Raw genomic sequence first — 20,554 nt, 5'->3', positions numbered from 1 at the left:
CATTGGACGCGGCTGGTCGCGGGCATTGCCTTGAGACCACGTTCAGTCCTTGGCATCTCGCTTGTGCAGTAGTTTGCCAAGCCCAGGCAAACTACTGCGAACACCATGAGATTACTGCGACTTCACTGCGAAATTTTCTGGGACGCTGCGAAGTATTCCGAGAACCTGCAACCCCCGTGTAGGAACTCACGACATCTCGCAGTAGCTTCCCCTTGATCTCCGAGTGCTTGTCCGGTATCTCGCAGTCCTTTTTCTCACAAAGCTTCGCAGTTTTTTGGCGAGGCGTTACATAAGGTGCTATCTGGCACCAAGGTTCGAGGCTTCGGGCGGACGAGTCCGCAAGGCGCTCTCTGTTCGTCGCCATCGACCGTGCCACGCGCTGGGTATTCATCGACATCTATGCTGACCAGACTGAAAGCAGTAGTGTCGATTTCCTGGCAAAGGCGCGCGCTGCCTGCCCCGTCAAGATCGTCAAACTGCTTACCGATAACGGCAGCCAGTTCACCGACCGCTTTACCGAAAATGGCAAAAACAGGGAACCCAGCGGGCGCCATTATTCGACCGTCTGTGCAAACAATTCGATATCGAGCACCGGCTTATTCCGCCAGGTCATCCACAGACCAATGGCATGGTCGAGCGTTTCAACGGCCGTATCAGCGATATCGTCAACCAGACCCGTTTCGGCTCGGCCACCGAGCTTGAATCGACGCTGCGCAACTACGTCAAGATCTACAACCACAACATCCCACAGCGGGCATCAAAGCATCAGACGCCGATCCAGGCCAAGGATTGGCAAGCCAAACGCCCGGAATTGTTCACTAAACGCGTGTATAACCAAGCGGGTCTTGACAACTAGGGGCGGCTAGAGTCGCCCACCGGAATCCAGCGAGGCCGCTGTAGGAGCTCAGCGTTTCTATATCAGCATTTCAGCGAATTGCCGCCAAGCACCAAGGTTGGAAATTGCCGCCTCGGTCGCGCTTCCTTCGCCTGCCAGCTTGTCTGTCCCGTTCTTATTTTTCGAAAATAATCGCCTTTCAAGTGCCGTGTAATCCCCAGCAGGGAACTCCTGATTATTCAGGTTTATTCCTTTTGTGAATGCCGCAAATCATCAAGCATTGTCGTCCGCAAAGAAACTTTATTGTGACGGAACGTTAATCACATGAAAATACTGGCGAGCAAGACGGATTTCGTGTGTCGACCGAAAATTCTTGCAGTATTGGGTTCTCAACGCTGGATTTCAGCGACCCGGAAGTGGAATTTGATATTAAATTATTTAGCGATCGATTGTCATTTTAGGCGTTTATGCGTAAGCTGAACCACGACTCAGTGAGTATACATCTTTCAGAAACGACTCCAATCCATGCGTTTGCGACAGCGGATGACATCATTAGAATCGTCAAATCAGATGGGTTTTCAATAGCCACAACAACCTGAAGCGTACAATTCGAGCATATTTATGAAATTTGCTGCCATATCCTGGATTGGGGCGATTTTTCTTTGTGCGACTTCGCCCACGGCGGCGCAAACCCGCGCCCCCGACGCCGTGCCCGCCTTCAAGAAACTCGACTCGGTCGAAGCACGCGTGCAGGGCTGTGTGACGTGTCACGGACAGCAGGGGCAAGGTACTGCGAACGGCTATTTCCCGAGAATTGCAGGAAAACCCGCCGGATATCTCTACAACCAGCTTGTCGCTTTCCGCGACGGCACACGCAGTTATCCACCGATGAACTATCTGGTAGCCTACCTTCCAGACGCTTATCTCAAGGAAATGGCGGAGCACTTCGCAGCCCAAAGGCCCGCCTACAGCACGCAACAGCGCTCAGAGCTGAGCGCAGCCACCGCGGCACGCGGGCAGATGCTCGTCACCGCGGGCGACCCGAGCAAGGGTTTGCCCGCATGTATCGCATGTCATGGCGCCGGCCTGACTGGCATGGAGCCAGGCATTCCCGGCCTGGCTGGCCTGCGTCCCGCTTATGTCGTCGGCCAGCTCACCAGGTGGAAAGTCGGCGAGCGGCGCGCCGCAGAGCCGGATTGCATGAAACGCATTGCCTCCCGCCTTACAAACGAGGACATCTCCGCGGTGGCCGGATACCTTGCCCATCAAACGCCGCCGGTGAATGCGTCGCCGGAACCCTCGAATTTAGTCCGAATGCCCTTTGCCTGTGGCAGCCAGCGGTAGGTCCCCATGCGTACAAGTGCCCGTATCGTTGTCATCCTGGCTGCCATTGCTGTCGTTGCGGCAGCGGCCTTTTATTACCTGCGCCCAGGAATGCTTACCCCGGTCAGCGGCGCCCCACAGCTCAGTGCATCCACCCAGCTCATCAATAAAGGCGAGTACCTGGCCCGCATTGGCGACTGCATCGCCTGCCATACCCAGCCAACCGGCATTGCCTTTGCTGGCGGCAGGGCCATGCACACGCCATTTGGGGCGCTCTATGTCCCGAATATTACGCCGGACGATGAAACCGGAATTGGCCTGTGGACGTCGGACGAGTTTTATCGAATGATGCATTCGGGCCTCGCGCGCAATGGTTCGCTGCTGTATCCGGCGATGCCTTATCCTCAATACACCCAGGTTACCCGGGCTGATTCAGACGCAATTTATGCGTATTTGATGTCCATTACACCGGTTAAACAAAAAAACCGCGAACATGAATTGCGTTTTCCATATAACAATCGCGATCTCCTGATCGGTTGGCGTACCCTGTATTTCAAGGAGGGTGAATACAAGCCGGATCCGAAACAGTCGGTGGACTGGAATCGCGGCGCTTATCTCGTCAAGGGACTGGGCCATTGTGCGATGTGCCATACCGCTGTCAACGCGCTTGGCGGTTCAAGCGAGGCGAAAGCTTTTGAAGGCGGAATGATTCCAAACCAGAATTGGTATGCGCCTTCGCTTACGTCGAACAAGGAAGCAGGCTTGGGAAACTGGACCATCAAGGAAATCACCGACCTGCTGCAATCCGGGGTGTCGCACCGCGGGACCGTATATGGTCCAATGGCCGAGGTTGTATTCAACAGCCTGCAATACATGACGGATGACGATGCCAAAGCGATGGCCGTCTATCTAAAGGCCTTGCCGCAAAAAGAAGAGTCCGCGCCGCCGACCAGCCAGGCGCGCCTGGTCAGCCCCGAAACCATGGAGCTGGGAAGGAAAGTGTACGTCGCACAATGCGTCATGTGCCATGGCGACAATGGCCGTGGCCAACCGCCAGCTTACCCACCGCTGGCAGGGAACCAATCCATCACAATGGAAACACCTGTCAACTCCATTCGCATGGTGCTCAACGGAGGCTATCCGCCGGGCACCAAAAAGAATCCGCGTCCGCACGGCATGCCGCCGTTCTCGCACATCCTGAACGACGATGAAGTAGCCGCCGTCACGACCTATATTCGCGTCGCCTGGGGGAACACGGGTACTCCAGTCAATGCAAAGCAGGTCAATGACCTGCGCATCTTACTGCCTGAATAAGGATGAAAACGATGATCCCAACGGACGAGAGTGAATTCGAACTGGAGAAAAGGATCGACGAAATTGTCAGCCATGGTCCGTCGGGCGCATTCGCGGTAGCCGGGCTTGCCACTGCCATTGTAGTCGCCATGTTTTTCATCTTTTATTTCGTCGTATATCTTCCCAGGGGCACAGTGCAATGACGTCATCGAAGCCGGCCGACCCGCACGGTAATGCGCCTCACGCATCGCAAGCCGTTGCCGATTCGGCGGAACATCGTTGGGCAATCATTGTTGGTCTGATCATTCTTTCGCTGGTAGCGATGATGGTCTTCACCGGTGTGTATTGGTCGGCCATGCCGCCCTCGCGGGTAGAAACCGTCGACGTAAAAACCCTCCACCTAAAAGGCGAGTTTGTCGAAAACAATCTTGGTACATCGATCGAGCAGGATGGCCGCGTCATCGTCAGGCTGATCGCCCAGCAGTACTCGTTCACGCCCCAATGCATCGTTGTTCCGGCCGGACTCTCCGTCACCTTCCGGGGCACCAGCACCGATGCCATCCACGGCTTTGTCGTTGGTCGCACCAACGCCAACACCATGCTCATTCCTGGCTTTGTATCGACCTTCACGACATCCTTTCCCAAGACCGGCGAACTGCTCATGCCGTGCCACGAATACTGCGGCACCGGACACGAAGCCATGTGGGCCAGGGTCCAGGTTCTTCCTCCCGAAGAGTTCTACGCCAAAGCGAAAGCGGCAGAAAGGCTGAGCTGTGTATCTCGCTAAGCGACTGGTTCTGGCCCACTTCTGGGTCGCGTTCATCGCCTTTTTTGCCGCCATCCTGCTGGGCGAGTGGCAAATGTACGTCCGCAGCCCCTTGTCCCCCTGGGTTAACAACCCCGAACATTACTATCGCTCGGTCACCGCACATGGCACGGTCATGGCATACGTGTTGCCAACCCTGGTCGCGATGGGCTTCGGTTATGCGATCACCGAGCTGGCACTGAAACGGCCGCTCAAGGGCATGCGCTGGGCCTGGGCAGGCTTCTGGCTGGTCATTGCCGGAACGCTGATGGCCGCGGTGACGACCGCACTGGGCAAGGCCTCGGTACTGTATACCTTCTACCCGCCAATGATCGCCAGCAGCTTCTATTACCTCGGGGTGGTGCTGGTCGTCGTCGGTTCGTGGATCTGGGTCGCCCTGATGTCCATTAACTTGTATGCCTGGAAGAAAGAGTCGCCTGGCGCTACTGTCCCGTTAGCAATGTACGGCAATGTTGCTGGTGCTTATCTCTGGGCCTGGACCTCTGTGGGCGCATCGGTTGAAATCCTGACGCTCATCCTGCCTGCCTCACTGGGATTCACGGACACCATCAACGCCGGCCTCGCCCGCGTATTCTTTTCCTGGACGCTGCACGCCATCGTGTATTTCTGGCTGATGCCTGCATACATCGCGTTTTATACGTTGTTTCCCAGAGCCATCGGCGGGCGGCTGTACAGCGACACGATGGGTCGAGTGGCATTCGCGCTGTTCCTCGTATTTTCGATGCCAATCGGTATACACCACCTGTTCGCCGACCCCCAGGTCGGTGCCGGCTTCAAGTTCGTCCACGCGGCCATGACGGCGATGGTGTCGATACCGACGCTATTAACTGTCTTCACCATCGTCGCATCGGCCGAGGTGGTTGGCCGCCTGCGGGGCGGGAAGGGACCGTTCGGATGGGTCAAGGCCTTACCCTGGGACAATCCAATGATGCTCGCGGTGACCTTCGCGTTCATCATGCTGGGGTTTGGCGGCGCCGGCGGCATCATCAACATGAGCTATCAGCTTAACGAATCCATCCACAACACGCAGTGGGTCACCGGCCACTTCCACTTGATTTTCGCAGGCGCGATCGTGATCATGTATTTCATGGTCGCGTACGAATTGTGGCCCCAACTGCGCAATTCCGCCCCGTTTTCCGCCAGGCTGGTCAGGACACAGCTATGGCTCTGGTTCGTCGGGATGATGATCCTGACGATGCCGTGGCACCTGGTTGGCCTGCTCGGTGCGCCGCGCCGCATGGCCTATTACGACTACACGCATCCGGCACTGGCGCCCCAGGCGATCACGGTCACGATTTCGACCTTCGGCGGTTTGCTGCTGGTCATTTCCGCGGCGCTGTTCCTGTACCTCCTAGCCGCTGCCAAGACCCAATCCGCCTCCGTGCCCGAATTTTCGTTCAGCAAGGCCGTTCATCCCGGTACAAAACCTCCTGCCGTTCTGAACAGCCTCGGCCTCTGGGTCGCCATGATGATCGCGCTCACTGTCGTCAACTATGGATATCCCATCGTGCAGCTCGCGCTGACGCCGGAGGCGTCGGTTCCCATCATCCCAGTCGGAGAGCGGTAATGCGCGAACATGGATTTTTCTCCCGCAAGAACCGGTGGACCTGGGTCAGTGTCATGGCCCTTGCCGGCCTGACCGCCGCGTCTGTTTTCGTCGGCTTCGGACTGCTTCCGTCGGCACAGGCGGACTTCCGGGCCCAGGGCCTGTGGGACAGCATCTGCCGGGCTGCCGGGGTGCCCAGCAAGTGGCTGGCCAGCACCGACCAAAAGGCCCCGCTCATTTCCACGAACGTCGTGCTGCTGCCGGAGATGGGAAGGCAGGCGTCGTCCGCGTCCGTCGGCCGCGGCGCCACGCTTGCACTGAATTGCACGATGTGTCACGGGGCACAAGGGATGAGCAGGTCCGATGCGCCTAATCTGGCCGGGCAATATCCTGAAGTCATACACAAGCAACTGCTCGACTACAAGAACGGTCAGCGCGCCAACCCCATCATGGAGGCATTGTCGATCAACCTGGAGGACCAGGACATGCGCGACCTGGCAGCCTATTACGCCAGCCTGCCAAAGGCGCGTACGGCGCCAACCATGTACGGCGAGACACTGCCGGCACTCGTACGCGTCGGCGACCCCATGAGAAACATCGCGCCGTGTATTTCCTGCCATGGCGGAGTCGATCAAAAGCTGGGCGCACCCTGGCTTGAAGGGATGCCGAAGCAATACCTCGTGCAGCAGTTGCAGGCGTTCAAGGAAGGACGCCGCCGCAACGACGGGCAGCAGCAGATGCGGAACGTCGCGCGAAGCATGAGCGCGGAAGAAATCGAGACGGTGTCGGCTTTCTACGCCCGCAAGGCTGCCGCCGCGGGTATATGATCCGGCTGACCGGCCTGGCAGCCTTGCTGGTTCAGGCGTCAGACGTTAACAGCGATGCGCGGCAAGCGCCGCCCATGGTATAGATTCCCACTCACTCCTGCGGTAGCTGCCTCCGAGGTACGGTCCTTCATCGCGCTCTCGCGGTCGTTTTTTTCCGCAAAAAATCGTCGATTTTCGGATGCGATGCGAGTTGCGGTCGCGCCACATCAGCATCATTTTTCCTGGCGAGAGCAACTGTCCGTTTCATGCCTTCTCGCCCCCAATATATAATGAGGATTAGCAACCTCCTGCTGATTTTCCTGCCGATCTGTACTACCACTTTGCGCCGCCCGGCGCACGAACTGAACAACAACGCCCGAACAAAGCTGACGTTGTGGCAACGTTGGCGCGGCTCCTCTGAGAGAACAGCATGACATTGGCGACTGACCAAAATTCCCACGGGCACGGCATTTCGCCGACCGGGCTGCAGTTCATCGCGATCCGCGATGCGGTGATGGATCATTGGGAACGGGAAGTACGCGCGCGCGTCGACGGCGCCAGAAACCTGCTGCGCCCGGTGCTGACCAATACGCTTCCAGCGTTTTTCGACAACATCGCGGAAGCCTTGAGCCCGGATCACCCTCGTGAACAAGGATCGAGCTATACGAACGCGGCCGGTGTCCACGGAAGTGAGCGTGCGCGCATGACGCCGTTCGGACCTGACCAGGTTGTTCATGAATACCAGATTCTTCGCGAATCGATCGCGGTTGTGGCAAGAGGCCGGGTGGCACTAGGCGAGGCCGAGTGGGCCGTGATCGACGGATCGATCAACTCCGCGACACGCGAGGCGATTCGCTCGTTCACGCGTATTCATGAGGAGCTGCGACACAAGGTGGCCGCGGCCTTATCCCATGACATGCGCACGCCGCTGTCGGTGGTTGCCCATGGCGCCCAGCTCCTCCAGATCACATCTGATTTATCGATGGTCCGACATGTCGCGTCCAAGATCGAATCGAACACGGACCGGATCGAAAAAATGATGGCGGAACTGCTCGACGCGCTGACCTTTCAAGGCGCGGCGAAAATTCCCCTGCACCTGACCCGATTCGATATCCTCGACTTGATCCAGGAAATGCGAGAGCAATACTCCCACGTCCACGACAACGACGTCATGGTCGACATGTCCAGCGAGCCGGTGATGGGTTATTGGTGCCGTGCATCGTTGCGTCGCGCCGTGGAAAATTTGATCAACAACGCGTTCAAGTATGGTGACCGCAATACCGTCAAGATCATGGCGTGCCAGACGCGTGGCCGATTAATGCTCAGCGTCCACAATGAAGGTAATGCGATTCCCGAGGAGCAGCACGACCGGATCTTCGAATATCTTCGCCGCGAATCGGGGCCGCTATCAGCGACGGGCTGGGGCATTGGTCTGCCGTTCGTGAAAGCGGTTGGGGAGAGCCATGGCGGCAGTGTTTCGGTAGACAGTTCGCCAGAATTGGGTACGACATTTATTATCGACATTCCAGTCGACTGCCGACCTTTCATAGAAGAAGCCAGCAAGCAGCTGACTGTGTCGTAAGCAAGCCGGCGCTGCGTTCAGGCGCAAGAAATGTGTTGTTGCGCGTGACGCCGTGTTGCACTTTTCCGCGCTTGTGCGCCAGACGCTCCAGACGCCGTGTATTTGACCGTTTCAAGGCTTCGATCCCATTGCTTGGGAAAACTGGCGCAGATTCACATGACCTTATGAATCTGGCCAGCCAGAGCGCCTACACCACCGAACCGAGCTTGAAGATCGGCATATACATCGCAATCACCAGGCCGCCGATGAGCACGCCCAGGATCACCATGATCAGCGGCTCCATCAGCGAGGACAGCCCCGCCACCGCTTCGTCGACTTCCTCTTCGAAGAAGTCGGCCACCTTGCCCAGCATGGCGTCGAGCGAGCCGGATTCCTCGCCGATCTGCACCATCTGGATCACCATGTTCGGGAACACGTTCACATTCTGCATCGACAGCGTCAGGCTGGTGCCGGTGCTGACTTCGTTCTGGATCTTGCGGGTCGCTTCCAGGTAAACCGCGTTGCCGGAGGCGCCGCCGACCGAGTCTAGGGCTTCCACCAGCGGCACGCCGGCGGCGAACATGGTCGACAGGGTGCGGGTCCAGCGCGCGATGGTGGCCTTGCGGATCACTGCGCCGAAGATCGGCAGGCGCAGCAGGATGCGGTCCATCGCCTGCTGCATCTTGAGCGAGCGTTGCCAGGTCTGGAAGAAGAAGTACAGGCCGCCGAAAATCGAGCCGAAGATCAAATACCACCAGGTGACGAAGAATTCCGAGATCGCCATCACGATCAGGGTCGGGGCGGGCAGGTCGGCGCCGAAGGTCTTGAAGACTTCCTTGAAGGCCGGGACCACCCAGATCATGATCACGGCCGTGACGACAAAAGCGATCGCGATAATCGAGACCGGGTACATCAGGGCCGATTTGATCTTGGCCTTGATCGCCAGCGTCTTCTCTTTATAGATCGCCAGGCGGGTGAGCAGGTCTTCCAGGATGCCGGCCTGTTCGCCGGCGCCCACCAGGTTGCAGAACAGCGGGTCGAAATACAGCGGGTATTTGCGGAAGGCGTTGTTCAGGCTGGTGCCGGTCTCGACGTCGTTGCGCAGGTCCATGATCAGCTTGGACATCGATGGGTTGCCATGGCCCTTGCCGACGATGTCGAAGGCCTGCAGCAGCGGCACGCCGGCCTTCATCATGGTCGCCAGCTGGCGCGTGAACAGGGTCAGGTCCTTGTCGGTGATCTTCTTGCCGCTGCGGTAGGCTTTTTTCTTGACCTTGGTGACCAGGATGCCCTGGCGCCGCAGCGTGACGTTGACGATCGCCTCGCCGCCGGCACGCAGTTCGCCGCGCACGGTCTTGCCGGTCTTGTCCTTGCCTTCCCAGGCGTAGACCGATTCCTTGACCTGCGCGCCGCCGCGGCTCCGGGGTTGTAGGGAGGTTGCCATAGTAATTCGCCTATTCGTTGGTGCAGCCGAGCACTTCTTCGAGACTGGTCAGTCCCTGTTTCACTTTCATCAGGCCCGAGCGGCGCAGCGAATTCACGCCTTCCTTCTCGGCCTGGGCGGCGATCTGCATCGAATTGCCGTGCGCAAGGATCAAGGCCTCGATCGCAGGCGTGATCGGCATGATCTGGTAGATGCCGACGCGGCCCTTGTAGCCGGAACCCAGGCAGCGGTCGCAGCCCACCGGGCCATAGGGTTTCCAGCCGGCGTCGAGGTCGGCCTCGCGGTAGCCGGCCGCGGCCAGCGCTTCGCGCGGGGTGTCGAGCGGCTGCTTGCAGGTGCACAGGCGGCGCGCCAGGCGCTGGGCCGTGATCAGGATCACCGACGAGGCGATGTTGAAGGGCGCCACGCCCATGTTCATCAGGCGCGTCAGCGTCGACGGCGCATCGTTGGTGTGCAGGGTCGAGAACACCATGTGGCCGGTCTGGGCGGCCTTGATCGCGATGTCGGCAGTTTCCAGGTCGCGGATCTCGCCGACCATGATGATGTCGGGATCCTGGCGCAGGAAGGATTTCAGGGCCACCGGGAAGGTGAGGCCGGCCTTGTCGTTGACGTTGACCTGGTTCACGCCCGGCAGGTTGATTTCGGCCGGGTCTTCCGCGGTCGAGATGTTGATGCCCGGCTTGTTCAGCACGTTCAGGCAGGTATATAGCGACACGGTCTTGCCGGAACCGGTCGGGCCGGTCACCAGCACCATGCCGTAGGGACGCGAGATCGCGTCCAGCAGCAGCGCCTTCTGGTCCGGGTCGTAGCCCAGCGCGTCGATGCCCATCTGCGCCTGGGTGGCGTCCAGGATACGCATGACCGTCTTCTCGCCGAACAGCGTCGGCAGGGTCGAGACGCGCAAGTCGATGGTGCGGGTCGGGCCCATGACCAGGCGCATGCGGCCATCCTGCGGGACGCGCTTTTCCGAGATGTCGAGCTTGGCCAGCACCTTGATGCGCGAGACCAGCTTTTCGCGGATCGACAGCGGCGGCGAGGCATGGTCGCGCAGCACGCCGTCCACGCGCAGCCGGATGCGGTAGTATTTTTCGTAGGGCTCGAAGTGGATGTCCGAGGCGCCCATCTGCACCGCATCCATCAAAATCTTGTTCAGGAAGCGCACGATCGGCGCGTCTTCGACATCGTTGGTCGCGTCGGGCGGCGCCAGCGCCTGCGCCTCTTCTTCGGCGAATTCGATTTCCGCTTCTTCGCCGGCCAGGTCGTTCAGGCTTTGCTCGGCGCTCTTGGCCAGCCCCGCCAGCAGCTTGAGCAGGGTGTCGTGGGCCACGATCACCGGTTCCACCGAAGCCTCGCTCTGGAACTTGATCTGGTCCAGGGCCTGGGTGTTGGTCGGGTCGGACAGCGCCACCGACATCTTGTTGCCGCGCTTGGCCAGCGCGATGACGCGCTGCGCCTGCATCAGCTTGGCGTCGATCGCGGCCAGCGGGAAGGCCTCCGGCGCAAAGCTCGAGAGGTCGAGCAGCGGGTAGCCGAAGGTCTCGGCGCAGAAGCTTGCTAAGCTGCCCGGATCGATGATGCCGCTCTCGAGCAGGGCGTCGATGAAGGCAGTCTTGTCGGCCGTCGCCTTCTTTTGCACTGCGTCAGCCTGCCCCACGCTCAACCGGCTGGCCTGGACGAGCGCACGCGCCAGTCCGGACATCTGCGTGCCGGTGGTCGTGTTGGGGAGGACTGCTGCCATATGCGCCGTGGAAAAGGAAGGGCCGGAAAAGGGAAAACAATGCGGGAAGGATTCTTTGGATGATGCCTACAGGCATCAAATTTGTAAAGGTTTTGTGCCCGCGTAGATGCGTGCGCGCCACGTAGGCGCAATAGCATGCGCCCATTCATGGTGCACCCGACAAGCCTTGTGGTGAGGCCGACAAGGATTATGGTTCAGGCGACAAGGAAACGCTTTGACGGCGCCGGACGCAGCAGCTTGACCAGCCTGATGGCCTGGTGTTCGACCTGCACCACTTCGATGACACAATTGGCAAGCCTCAATGCGATCGGCGCATCCGGGATCTCCTGCAGCACCTCCAGCAGCAGGCCGTTTACGGTGCGTGGGCCGTCCAGCGGCAAGCTGAGTCCGAGCTGCTTGTTGATGTCGCGCAGCGGGGTGCTGCCCGCGATGAGGCATTCGCCATGCGCGTCCCAGCTGGCCGCGTCGCAGATCTCGCCGGCCGTTTCCGGGGTGCTGAAGTTGCCGACCATTTCCTCGATGATGTCGTCGAGCGTCACGAGGCCCTGCACCTCGCCGTATTCGTCGACGATGATGCCGAGCCGTTCGTGCTCTTCCTGGAAGTGCTGGAGCTGGTCGAGGGCGCGCGTGTCTTCGGGGATGAAATAGGGCGGCACCAGCAGGCCGCGCAGCTGCTCGCGGGTGACCTCGCCCGGTTCGCGCAGCAGCCCGAGCGCCTTGCGCACGTGCAGGATGCCGGCGATGCGGTTGATCTCGCCCTCGATCACGGGCAGTTCGTTGTGGGAGCTGCTTGCCAGGGCGTCGAGGATGGCCTCGATCGGGCCCTGCAGGTCGATCGCCTCGATCTGGCTGCGCGGGGTCATGATGTCGTCGACCTTCACCGCTTCGAGGTCGAACAAATTGAGCAGGATGCTGCGGTGCTTCTGCGGGATGAAGCTGCCGCCTTCCAGCACCACTGAACGCAATTCTTCGCGCGACAGGCGCTGGCGCGCGGCGTCCGGCTGGGCCGGGATGCGCAGCAGGCGCAGCAGGGCGCGCACGAACAGGTTGACGAAGGAAATCAGGGGACGTCCCACCCGCATCAGGCCCTTGAGCGGCAGGCTGGTGGCGACCGCGATCGGTTCCGGGTAGGTGGCGCCGATCACCTTGGGCGCGACTTCGGCGAACACGATCAGCAGGAAGGCCACCGCGGCGGCGGCCCCGGTCACCACGCTTTCCTCGGCGCCGAACAGGCGGATCGCGATCACCGTGACCAGCGCCGCGCACATGGCATTGAGCAGGACGTTCGCGATCAGCACCAGCGACAGGAAGCGGTCGATGCGTTCCAGCAGCCAGAGGGTGGTGATGGCGCCGCTGTTGCCGCGACCCGCAAGGTGGCGCAGGCGGTATTTATTGGCGGCCATCAGGGCCGTCTCCGTCATCGCGAAGAAGGCGGAGAACAGGATCAGCAGCGCGAGTGCCAGCACGAGCACCCACAAAGGGACGGTATCCAAGGGTCACCGTGAAGGAACTTGCGGGGTTTGAGTTTAAGGCAAGCCGGGGTGGGGGGCAAGCGGGGAGAATGTTGGAGCCGGTAGTGCAGGGTTCCGCTAGGGGGGTTCCCGCAAATTGGGTTCCCGCCTTCGCGGGAACCAAGTTCGTAGCAAGCGGCTAACGTGTATCGGTAGCCGCTATAAATTACAACTTAACGCAGCGCCAGCCGATTCGCCGAACCGCTCGAAACCGGCGAACCCGCTTCCAGCTTGAACACCGACAGCGCCCCGGTCAGCTGCGTGGTCTGCTCGGTGAGCGACTCCGCCGCCGCCGACGCCTCTTCGACCAGCGCCGAATTCTGCTGGGTCATCTCGTCGATGCTGCTGATCGCGCGGCCGATTTCGTCGATGCCGGCGCTCTGGCGGGCGCCGGCGGCGCTGATTTCCATCATGATCGCCTGCACCTTGCGCACCGATTCCACGATCTGGCCCATGGTCACGCCGGCTTCGTCCACCAGCACGCTGCCTGCGCTGACCTTGGCCACCGAGTCGCCGATCAGGCCCTTGATCTCCTTGGCCGCCGCCGCCGAACGCTGCGCCAGGTTGCGTACTTCGCCTGCGACCACCGCAAAGCCGCGGCCTTGCTCGCCGGCGCGTGCCGCTTCCACCGCCGCGTTCAGCGCCAGGATATTGGTCTGGAAGGCGATGCCGTCGATGACCGAGATGATCTCGACGATCTTGTTGGCCGAGCTGTTGATGTCGCCCATGGTGGTGACCACGCCGCCGACCACCTGGCCGCCGCGGGTGGCGATATCGGTCGCGGTTTCCACCAGTGCGTTGGCCTGGTTTGCAGCGGCGGCGTTCTCGCGCACGGCGCCGGTCAGTTGGTCCATCGAACGGCTGGTGCGGTCCAGGCTTGCGGCCTGCGATTCGGTGCGCTGCGCCAGGTCGGCATTGCCGCTTGCGATTTCGGCGCTGGCCAGCGCGATGGTGTCGGCCGAAGCCTTGATTTCGGCGACCAGGGTCGCCAGGCGGCCGCGCATGTCCTTGATCGCCACCAGCAGGCTGCTGTCGTCGCCGGCTTCGATGCGGATCTCGGTCGACAGGTCGCCGGCGGCCACGGCGCGTGCGATCTCGCGCGCATACGCCGGTTCGCCGCCGAGCTGGCGCCAGATGGTGCGCACCACGAACCACGAGATCACGGCCAGGCTGGCGATGACCACGAGGGCGGTCAGCAACATCGACATCACGACCTTGTTGACGCTGTTCTTGCTGTCCTCGATGCCGGTGGCGAACTGGCGCTGGGCCGCTTCGTTGACCTTGGCCAGGTCGGTGTTCAGGACCGACAGGGCCGATTGCATCTTGCCGACGACCGCCTGCGGGTCGCCTTCTTCCATCTCGAGCATGATGCGCGCGGCCGACAGGGCCGGCGCGTAATAGGCGTCGAATTCCTTGCCGAGGCGCGTGCCGGTCTCGAGCTGGCCGGGAATCTGTTTGAATTTGTCCAGCTTGGCGCGCAGCTTGCTGGCCTGCTCGCCGACCTGGCCGATCTTCTCCTTGTCGCCTTCGGCGACGGCGTCACGGAAGCCATCGGTGATGGCCACCACGTCGAGGGTGAGTGCCTTGGAGGCATCGAGCACCGGGTAGTCGACGCTGGCGGTCGTGGTGATCGAATCCAGTGCGCGGTTCGCGATCATCGCGCTGGCGCCGGCGCCAAGGCCGAAAATAATGGCGGAAATAACGGGCAGTGCCCAGATCCTGCGCTTGATGCTCATTGTTGTCTCCAAAAATGCAGAAACCGCCGCGGGCGTAAATACCGGCGGCGGGTGGTGCTAGACGCGTATGCGCTTATTGCGCGGTGTAGACGACTTTGACGGTCGCATCGACGGCGCTCTTCTCGATATAGCCGATGGCCTTCGGGTTGGCGGCGACGGCAGCCTTGACGGCGGCGTTGTCGGCGACTTCCTTCGGCATCGTGGCCTTGCCGGTGAAGACCAGCTTCGACCACAGGGCCTTGGCCTGGGCGGCATCCTTGTCCGCGACCTTCTTGTAGAACTCGGCGCGAACCGGGGCTGCGTCGGACTGGTCGATCGGCGTCATGGACGACGATTTACCCAGGAAGAACTGGGCGACCTGCTCCTTGGTCATCGAGGCTTCGGCGGCTTTCGGGTTGACCACGACCACCACTTCGGCGAAGGCCGGAGCGGCGACCAGGGTAGCGGCAGCGAACAGCGTTGCAAAAATCTTGTTCATATGTCGCTCCTTAGAAGACGAAATCGAGGGCGACGGCGCCGACTGTCACGGTGTCGTTGAAGCCAGGCTGGACGTTGATGAACAGGCCGTTGCCGTTCTTCGGCTTGATGCGGTCGACCTGCGCCTTGAGTGCGACCGAGCTGGCGAAGTCCCAGCGGACGCCGATGGTGTTGGTCGACTGCTCGCCCTGGCCCACGCCGGTATTCGGCAGGCGGCGCACGCCGGCGCCAAGCGCCTGCATGGTCGGGGTGCAGGCGGCCGGGAAGCCGGCCGGGCAGGCGGCGCGCACGGTGTTGACGACGGCGCTGTCGATCTTCAGCTTGCTGTGGGTGACGTACGGCAGGAATTTGCCGATGCGGTAGCCGCCCATCACGTACCACGAGCTGGTGTCGTTGATATAGGTCTCGGACTTGCGCTTGGCAAACTCGGTCTGGACGACGATGTTATTCCAGTCCATCGACAGGCCGAGCGAGCTGAAGTGCGCACGCTTGTCCTTGGCTTCGATCTCGGCAGCCAGCGGAGCCAGCTCGGGGAAGCGGTAGCCGGCGGCGGCGGCGCGCAGGCCACCCACCAGGGTGTTGAGCGAGACCGAATCGTCGATGGTGATCTTGCCGGTGGCGTGACCTGCACGGACGGTGAACGGGCCGTGTTCGGCGCTGACGTTCACGGCGGCGAGCTCTTTGCCACGCACGTGGATATTGCCGGAGATCGGGGATTTCACATTGCCATAAGCCAGTTGTGCGGTGACCGAAGTGTCGCCGAAACCGTGTTGCCAGGTCACGTCTGCGCCATCGACGCTGTTGAACGGGACCTGCGAGTACACTTCCGCCGGCGGACGCAGCATGGTGTTGGCATAGCCGACATTGCGGTAGTCGGAAATCATGAACACCGGCAGGCCGATACGGCCGACGCGCACGCTCACTTCATCGGACACCCGCGCCTTGGCAAATGCCCAGCTCAGTTCGGCGCCGTAGTTTTCTTCGGCATCCTTGCGCACCAGGCCCTGGGCCGTCACCGAGAGCCAGCTGTTGACCGGCAGGTCGGCCTGTAGGCCGAGGTTCGAGTCGATGCCGGTACGGAAGTCTTTCGACGATCCCTGGGCCTGGTTCGGGCGAGCGAACTCGGCTTTGTCGGTATCGGCCCAGGTCAGGGCGCCGGTGCCGAAGCCGCTGACTTTAACAGCTTGCAGGCCGGTGTCCTGCGCATAGGCAGTCGAAATCGCCAGTGGAAGCACCAGCAGGCTTGTCATTACACGTTTGTTCATCATCATTCTTCTTGCACTCATGTTCGTACAGCTGCTCATAAAAATCAGCGCTGGCCAAGGCAGCACGCTGGCAACGCTGTAAAGCTCTGGAAATTATTCTATCCAGGCGGCAATTTTGAGCGCAAGGAATAATTACAATTGGAGATAATTACTTACAGGAATGGCATGTCGACGTTGTGTTATTGAAACACTGCGTTGTCACACTAATTCCACCAGTGACAAGTCGTGCCTGCGGGCGGCAGCTGGGCCTGGACGGCGCGATGGATGAGGCCAGCCTTGACGGCCTCGTCGGCGTCAAAGATGCGGGCGTTGCCGAACAGGTTGGTGTGGATGTCGGTGGGCGTGCCGGCCTCGGTGGTCGTATCGAGTACGACCTTGGCATAGCGCTCGGCGTCGAAGTCGAGGCAGTCGCGCCATTCGGATACGCGGGCATGGTCGGCGGCGGCCAGGCTGCCGAAGCCCCAGTGCAGCGGATGGATCAGGAAACGCGTGCCGGGGCAGGCATAGCGTTTTTGCCCGGCCAGGAAGATCACCACGGCCACCGACTCGACGCTGCCGATATTGTGGGTGGTAAGCGGCACTGGAAGCGATTTCAGGAAGAAGTAGAGCGCGAAGCCGGCAGTCATGTTGCCGCCTTCGCTGGACATGTGCAGCTCGATCTCCGTGGCGCCGTTCAGCAGCGCCTGCAGGCACAGGTTGCGTACCGTGCTGGCGGAATTGTGGTTGATCGGCCCGATGAAATGAACGATGTGCAGTGCCATATGCTCTCCCGATGCGCTGGGCCAAGCATAGCAAGATCCGCTAGGGCGCAGCGTCCGGCTGGACCGGCATCGGGTGCGGCCCCGCGACTGGCGCCGCAGTGCAGCCGGGCGGCAGAGTGTGCGGCTGGCGTACCGGCAGGCGCTGGCCCGCGATCTCGATGTCGCCCCACGCGGACGGGAGGGCCCGGAAGCGTCCTTCGCGCAGCGCCTGCTGCAGCGATGCGCAGTTGGCCAGGCGGGGCGGCAGCGTGCCGATCACGCGCCACGCGCCGCCGGGCGTTTCGTGCAGGACCGCGTTCTCCATCGCCTGGCCCAGCAGGATTACTTCCGGCGCCGCGCTGCCGCCGAGGTCCAGCAGGAAAGCTTCGCACACGTCGCCGCGGCGGCGCAGGCAGTCCGGCAGCTCGTCTCCCACCTGGCTCCAGTCCATTTTCATGAAGCTGTCGGGCAGGCGCGTGCCTGCCGGCCAGGCGCGCAGGTTCTCCGCCAGCACCGGGAGATCCTGCAGCGCCCTGTCGTGGTGCCGGTAGACCTGCTTGCGCACCGCCGCGATCCGCGCGCGCAGGAACGCGGCTTGCGGGGCCGCCGCATCGGCCTCGAGCCGCGCCAGCGCCTCGCGTCCGTAGCGGCCGGCATCGAAGTGCAGGTAGCCGACGTCGAATTCGCCGGCCGTGACCGCGCCGGACCTGAGGCGGGCCAGCTGGTCAATGGTCGAGAGCCGGTCCGGATCCCCGACCGGCGAGAACAGCAGCGCCAGCACGCCCAGCACGACGAAGGCCGCCGCAATATTGACCCCGGCCAGCCCGGCCAGCCAGCCCTTGCGCAGCGCCGCGGCAGCGTAGCCGCCGGCATAGCAGCTGGCCACCAGCATGCAGGCGGCGGCGATCACCCGGTCGTCGGTCCAGCCATGCTCGTTGACCCGCAATGCGAGGGCGTAGACGGCGAGGGCGACCACCGGAACCAGCAGCAGGGCGGCGATGCGCGCCGCCAGGGCGACCGGGCGCGCGACCTGCACGCCCCCGTTCTGCCAGGCCGCATTGACCAGCACCACGAAGGCAGCGGCGGCGCCCAGCAGCACGGCGGCGGCGCGGCGGGTGGCCCAGAGCGGTTCGAGCCCGGTGAACAGCAGGCTGGCGAGGAAGCCGCCGACCAGCAGGGTGAGGACTGGAAGGATCCACGACAGCAGCACCAGCAGCAGGTTGCGGATGCCGCGCACGATGGCCGGGCGCACGTCGGTCAGGTGCATGGCGCAGGCGAAGGCGAAGGTGGTGACCGGGATCGCGAACCAGGATTGGTCGATCGCGCGGCTCAGGAAATCGAGCTTGATCAGCAGGAAGAGCTGGGCCCCGAGGTGCAGCACCAGCCAGGTGCTGCCTACGAACAGGCCACTGAAGGCCAGCTGCACGCCCAGCTTCCAGGCAATCTCGAAATAGTTCGTGTAGCCGGCGATGCGCCGCCGCTCCTGGGCCCCGGCCAGCACCAGCGCATGGGCGATGAAGAAGCCGGCCGCGAGGAAGACGCACAGCTGGGGCGAGGGCTCGATGGCACGCGGCGCCGGCTGCGGCAGGTGGATGCCTTCCATGCGCCAGGCGTCGTAGAAGGCGAAGGCGACGATCAGGGCCGCGGCCGTGCCGAGCCACAGCAGCAAGGGACGGCGCGCCATCTGGCCCAGGCCACTGATGGCGATGACCGGCGCCATCACCGCCACCATCAACAGGGGAAGGAAGAGCAGGGGCTGGGTGGCCGGCCAGGCCAGGTCGGTGCCGGCGCGGTAGAGCAGGTAGACCAGCAGGCCCTGGGCCAGCCCGATGGCGATACGGGTGGGGGCGATGCCGGGCGTCGCCGGAAGGTCGTGGGTATCCTGGCCTGCGTCGGCTTGCATGGGGGAGCTCCGTATTGGTTATCCGGTCAATATTAGCGTCGCTCGAACCCGGCCGCCACCCGCAAGCCTGCTAGCTTCCCCGGTAGGTCGAATACGACCAGGGCGTGACCACCAGCGGCACGTGGTAGTTCTGGCTGCCGTCATGGACGCCGAAGGCGATGGTGATGCGGTCGAGGAAGCGCGGCGCGGGCAGGGCGACGCCTTGCGCGGCAAAATAGTCGCCGGCGTGGAAGACCAGCTCATACAGGCCGGTCCGCAAGGCCTCGCCCTCGAGCAGCGGGGCGCCGCAGCGGCCATCCGCATTGGTCAGGTCGGTCTTGACCAGGCTGCGGCTGCCCTCGTCGACGGTGAACAGCTCCACCTTGACGCCGGCGCCGGGCCGGCCATGGGCGGTATCGAGGACGTGGGTGGAAAGTTTGCCCATGGTGCTCCCATATCGGATGGATGAGTTGAAGTATGCGGGCAATCATATACCCTTGTGCTTCCTGCAATATATGATCGCCGATATACCTGCCCGAACTACCTGCCTCTTTTGGATCCCATGGACACCTATTCGAACTATCCGCGCGACCTGGTTGGCTACGGCCGCACGCCGCCGCATGCGCAATGGCCGGGCCAGGCCAGGATCGCCCTGCAGTTCGTGCTGAACTACGAGGAAGGCGGCGAGAATTCCGTGCTGCACGGCGACCCGGCCTCGGAAACCTTTCTGTCCGAGATCATCGGCGCGCAAGCCTTCCCGATGCGCCACATGAGCATGGAGTCGCTCTACGAATACGGCTCGCGCGCCGGCCTGTGGCGGATCCTGCGCCTGTTCGAGGAGCGCGGCCTGCCGCTGACGGTGTTTGGGGTGGCGATGGCGCTCAAACGCAACCCGGAGGCAGTCAGCGCTTTCCGCGAACTGGGACACGAGATTGCCTGCCACGGGCTGCGCTGGATCTCGTACCAGAATATGGATGAGGACACCGAGCGCGCCCATATGCTTGAGGCGGTGCAGATCATCCGCGACCTGACTGGCGAGGCACCGCTCGGCTGGTATACCGGACGCGATTCCCCGAATACGCGCAAGCTGGTGGTCGAGCATGGCGGTTTCGCCTATGACTCGGATCACTATGGCGACGACCTGCCGTTCTGGCAGCGCGTCACCGTAAGCGGCCCCGGTGGCGGAGGGCGGGCCGAGCCGCACCTGGTGGTGCCCTACACGCTCGACACCAACGACATGCGTTTCGCCGCGCAGCAGGGATTCAATTCCGGTACCCAGTTCTTCGACTACCTGAAGGATGCGTTCGACGTGCTGTATGCCGAGGGCGACCCGAACGGCCTGAACCAGCCGAAGATGCTGTCGATCGGCCTGCATTGCCGCATCGTGGGACGGCCGGCCCGGGCGGCGGCGCTGGCGCGCTTCCTTGATTACGTGCAGCGTCACAACCATGTGTGGATCACGCGCCGCATCGACATCGCCAATCATTGGAAAACGGTCCATCCTTTCCTAGAATGAAGTTGCGGGCCGCTTCATAAGATATGCTTATATATCGATAAGCAATATATGCAAA

The 20,554-nt window shown here is 61.9% G+C and carries 17 protein-coding genes and 1 pseudogene; 9 read left to right on the top strand and 9 right to left on the bottom strand.

Annotation, left to right across the window (positions count from 1 at the left end; translation table 11 throughout):
* Positions 1 to 329: 329 nt before the first annotated feature.
* The 8 genes and pseudogenes from HGB41_RS20545 to HGB41_RS20510 all read left to right on the top strand — a co-directional run.
* Positions 330 to 856, top strand: a pseudogene (locus HGB41_RS20545) (integrase core domain-containing protein); the annotation flags it as partial.
* 600 nt (positions 857 to 1,456) lie between these two features.
* Positions 1,457 to 2,179, top strand: coding sequence for a c-type cytochrome (locus HGB41_RS20540; RefSeq protein WP_171087959.1), 723 nt, complete (start codon positions 1,457 to 1,459; stop codon positions 2,177 to 2,179).
* 90 nt (positions 2,180 to 2,269) lie between these two features.
* Positions 2,270 to 3,472 (top strand): c-type cytochrome, encoded by a 1,203-nt coding sequence (locus tag HGB41_RS20535; RefSeq protein WP_229423148.1) that lies wholly within the window; start codon positions 2,270 to 2,272, stop codon positions 3,470 to 3,472.
* 2 nt (positions 3,473 to 3,474) lie between these two features.
* Positions 3,475 to 3,654, top strand: a complete 180-nt coding sequence (locus HGB41_RS20530; protein WP_171087955.1) for a hypothetical protein — start codon at positions 3,475 to 3,477, stop codon at positions 3,652 to 3,654.
* A complete protein-coding gene (locus HGB41_RS20525) occupies positions 3,651 to 4,238 on the top strand; it encodes a cupredoxin domain-containing protein (RefSeq protein WP_171087954.1) in 588 nt (195 codons plus the stop codon). The genes HGB41_RS20530 and HGB41_RS20525 overlap by 4 nt, the downstream gene beginning before the upstream one ends.
* Positions 4,225 to 5,844, top strand: a complete 1,620-nt coding sequence (locus HGB41_RS20520) for a cbb3-type cytochrome c oxidase subunit I (RefSeq protein ID WP_171087952.1) — start codon at positions 4,225 to 4,227, stop codon at positions 5,842 to 5,844. Before HGB41_RS20525 ends, HGB41_RS20520 begins: the two co-directional genes overlap by 14 nt.
* On the top strand, positions 5,844 to 6,650 hold the full coding sequence (locus tag HGB41_RS20515; protein WP_171087949.1) for a c-type cytochrome: 807 nt from the start codon (positions 5,844 to 5,846) through the stop codon (positions 6,648 to 6,650). Before HGB41_RS20520 ends, HGB41_RS20515 begins: the two co-directional genes overlap by 1 nt.
* A gap of 409 nt (positions 6,651 to 7,059) precedes the next feature.
* A complete protein-coding gene (locus HGB41_RS20510) occupies positions 7,060 to 8,211 on the top strand; it encodes a sensor histidine kinase (protein WP_171087948.1) in 1,152 nt (383 codons plus the stop codon).
* Between the two features lie 187 nt (positions 8,212 to 8,398).
* On the opposite strand, the gene HGB41_RS20505 is transcribed toward HGB41_RS20510, so the two are convergent.
* The 9 genes from HGB41_RS20505 to uraH all read right to left on the bottom strand — a co-directional run bounded on the left by HGB41_RS20505 (position 8,399) and on the right by uraH (position 19,428).
* Entirely contained in the window at positions 8,399 to 9,634 is a 1,236-nt protein-coding gene (locus tag HGB41_RS20505; protein WP_171087947.1) for a type II secretion system F family protein, read from the bottom strand.
* 10 nt (positions 9,635 to 9,644) lie between these two features.
* Positions 9,645 to 11,372: a type IV-A pilus assembly ATPase PilB gene (pilB, locus tag HGB41_RS20500; RefSeq protein ID WP_171087946.1), complete on the bottom strand. Its 1,728-nt coding sequence runs from the start codon at positions 11,370 to 11,372 to the stop codon at positions 9,645 to 9,647.
* 194 nt (positions 11,373 to 11,566) lie between these two features.
* Entirely contained in the window at positions 11,567 to 12,865 is a 1,299-nt protein-coding gene (locus HGB41_RS20495; protein ID WP_171087945.1) for an HlyC/CorC family transporter, read from the bottom strand.
* 191 nt (positions 12,866 to 13,056) lie between these two features.
* Positions 13,057 to 14,619 carry a methyl-accepting chemotaxis protein gene (locus tag HGB41_RS20490; protein ID WP_171087942.1) on the bottom strand — a complete coding sequence of 521 codons (1,563 nt, stop codon included), beginning with the start codon at positions 14,617 to 14,619 and terminating at the stop codon, positions 13,057 to 13,059.
* A 73-nt stretch (positions 14,620 to 14,692) separates the two neighbouring features.
* Entirely contained in the window at positions 14,693 to 15,097 is a 405-nt protein-coding gene (locus HGB41_RS20485) for a hypothetical protein (protein WP_171087939.1), read from the bottom strand.
* A 10-nt stretch (positions 15,098 to 15,107) separates the two neighbouring features.
* Positions 15,108 to 16,361 (bottom strand): porin, encoded by a 1,254-nt coding sequence (locus tag HGB41_RS20480; protein ID WP_171087937.1) that lies wholly within the window; start codon positions 16,359 to 16,361, stop codon positions 15,108 to 15,110.
* 203 nt (positions 16,362 to 16,564) lie between these two features.
* Positions 16,565 to 17,122, bottom strand: coding sequence for a ClpP family protease (locus HGB41_RS20475; RefSeq protein ID WP_171087936.1), 558 nt, complete (start codon positions 17,120 to 17,122; stop codon positions 16,565 to 16,567).
* Between the two features lie 40 nt (positions 17,123 to 17,162).
* Entirely contained in the window at positions 17,163 to 19,004 is a 1,842-nt protein-coding gene (locus HGB41_RS20470; protein ID WP_171087934.1) for a DUF4153 domain-containing protein, read from the bottom strand.
* Between the two features lie 70 nt (positions 19,005 to 19,074).
* Positions 19,075 to 19,428: a hydroxyisourate hydrolase gene (gene uraH, locus HGB41_RS20465; protein WP_171087931.1), complete on the bottom strand. Its 354-nt coding sequence runs from the start codon at positions 19,426 to 19,428 to the stop codon at positions 19,075 to 19,077.
* A gap of 117 nt (positions 19,429 to 19,545) precedes the next feature.
* On the opposite strand from uraH, the gene puuE reads away from it, so the two are divergent.
* Positions 19,546 to 20,499 carry an allantoinase PuuE gene (gene puuE, locus HGB41_RS20460; protein ID WP_171087928.1) on the top strand — a complete coding sequence of 318 codons (954 nt, stop codon included), beginning with the start codon at positions 19,546 to 19,548 and terminating at the stop codon, positions 20,497 to 20,499.
* Positions 20,500 to 20,554: the final 55 nt, after the last annotated feature.

Source organism: Telluria aromaticivorans, from assembly GCF_013003915.1.
Classification (GTDB): Bacteria; Pseudomonadota; Gammaproteobacteria; order Burkholderiales; family Burkholderiaceae_D; genus Telluria; species Telluria aromaticivorans.
This window is presented reverse-complemented; position numbering and strand designations above follow the sequence as displayed.

Excerpts from the sequence above, each read along its gene's own strand:
- HGB41_RS20540 (WP_171087959.1), top strand. The coding sequence starts at position 1,457 with ATGAAATTTGCTGCCATATCCTGGATTGGGGCGATTTTTCTTTGTGCG.
- HGB41_RS20535 (WP_229423148.1), top strand. The coding sequence starts at position 2,270 with ATGCTTACCCCGGTCAGCGGCGCCCCACAGCTCAGTGCATCCACCCAG.
- HGB41_RS20530 (WP_171087955.1), top strand. The coding sequence starts at position 3,475 with ATGAAAACGATGATCCCAACGGACGAGAGTGAATTCGAACTGGAGAAA.
- HGB41_RS20525 (WP_171087954.1), top strand. The coding sequence starts at position 3,651 with ATGACGTCATCGAAGCCGGCCGACCCGCACGGTAATGCGCCTCACGCA.
- HGB41_RS20515 (WP_171087949.1), top strand. The coding sequence starts at position 5,844 with ATGCGCGAACATGGATTTTTCTCCCGCAAGAACCGGTGGACCTGGGTC.
- HGB41_RS20510 (WP_171087948.1), top strand. The coding sequence starts at position 7,060 with ATGACATTGGCGACTGACCAAAATTCCCACGGGCACGGCATTTCGCCG.
- HGB41_RS20505 (WP_171087947.1), bottom strand. The coding sequence starts at position 9,634 with ATGGCAACCTCCCTACAACCCCGGAGCCGCGGCGGCGCGCAGGTCAAG.
- pilB (WP_171087946.1), bottom strand. The coding sequence starts at position 11,372 with ATGGCAGCAGTCCTCCCCAACACGACCACCGGCACGCAGATGTCCGGA.
- HGB41_RS20490 (WP_171087942.1), bottom strand. The coding sequence starts at position 14,619 with ATGAGCATCAAGCGCAGGATCTGGGCACTGCCCGTTATTTCCGCCATT.
- HGB41_RS20485 (WP_171087939.1), bottom strand. The coding sequence starts at position 15,097 with ATGAACAAGATTTTTGCAACGCTGTTCGCTGCCGCTACCCTGGTCGCC.
- HGB41_RS20480 (WP_171087937.1), bottom strand. The coding sequence starts at position 16,361 with ATGAACAAACGTGTAATGACAAGCCTGCTGGTGCTTCCACTGGCGATT.
- HGB41_RS20475 (WP_171087936.1), bottom strand. The coding sequence starts at position 17,122 with ATGGCACTGCACATCGTTCATTTCATCGGGCCGATCAACCACAATTCC.
- HGB41_RS20470 (WP_171087934.1), bottom strand. The coding sequence starts at position 19,004 with ATGCAAGCCGACGCAGGCCAGGATACCCACGACCTTCCGGCGACGCCC.
- uraH (WP_171087931.1), bottom strand. The coding sequence starts at position 19,428 with ATGGGCAAACTTTCCACCCACGTCCTCGATACCGCCCATGGCCGGCCC.
- puuE (WP_171087928.1), top strand. The coding sequence starts at position 19,546 with ATGGACACCTATTCGAACTATCCGCGCGACCTGGTTGGCTACGGCCGC.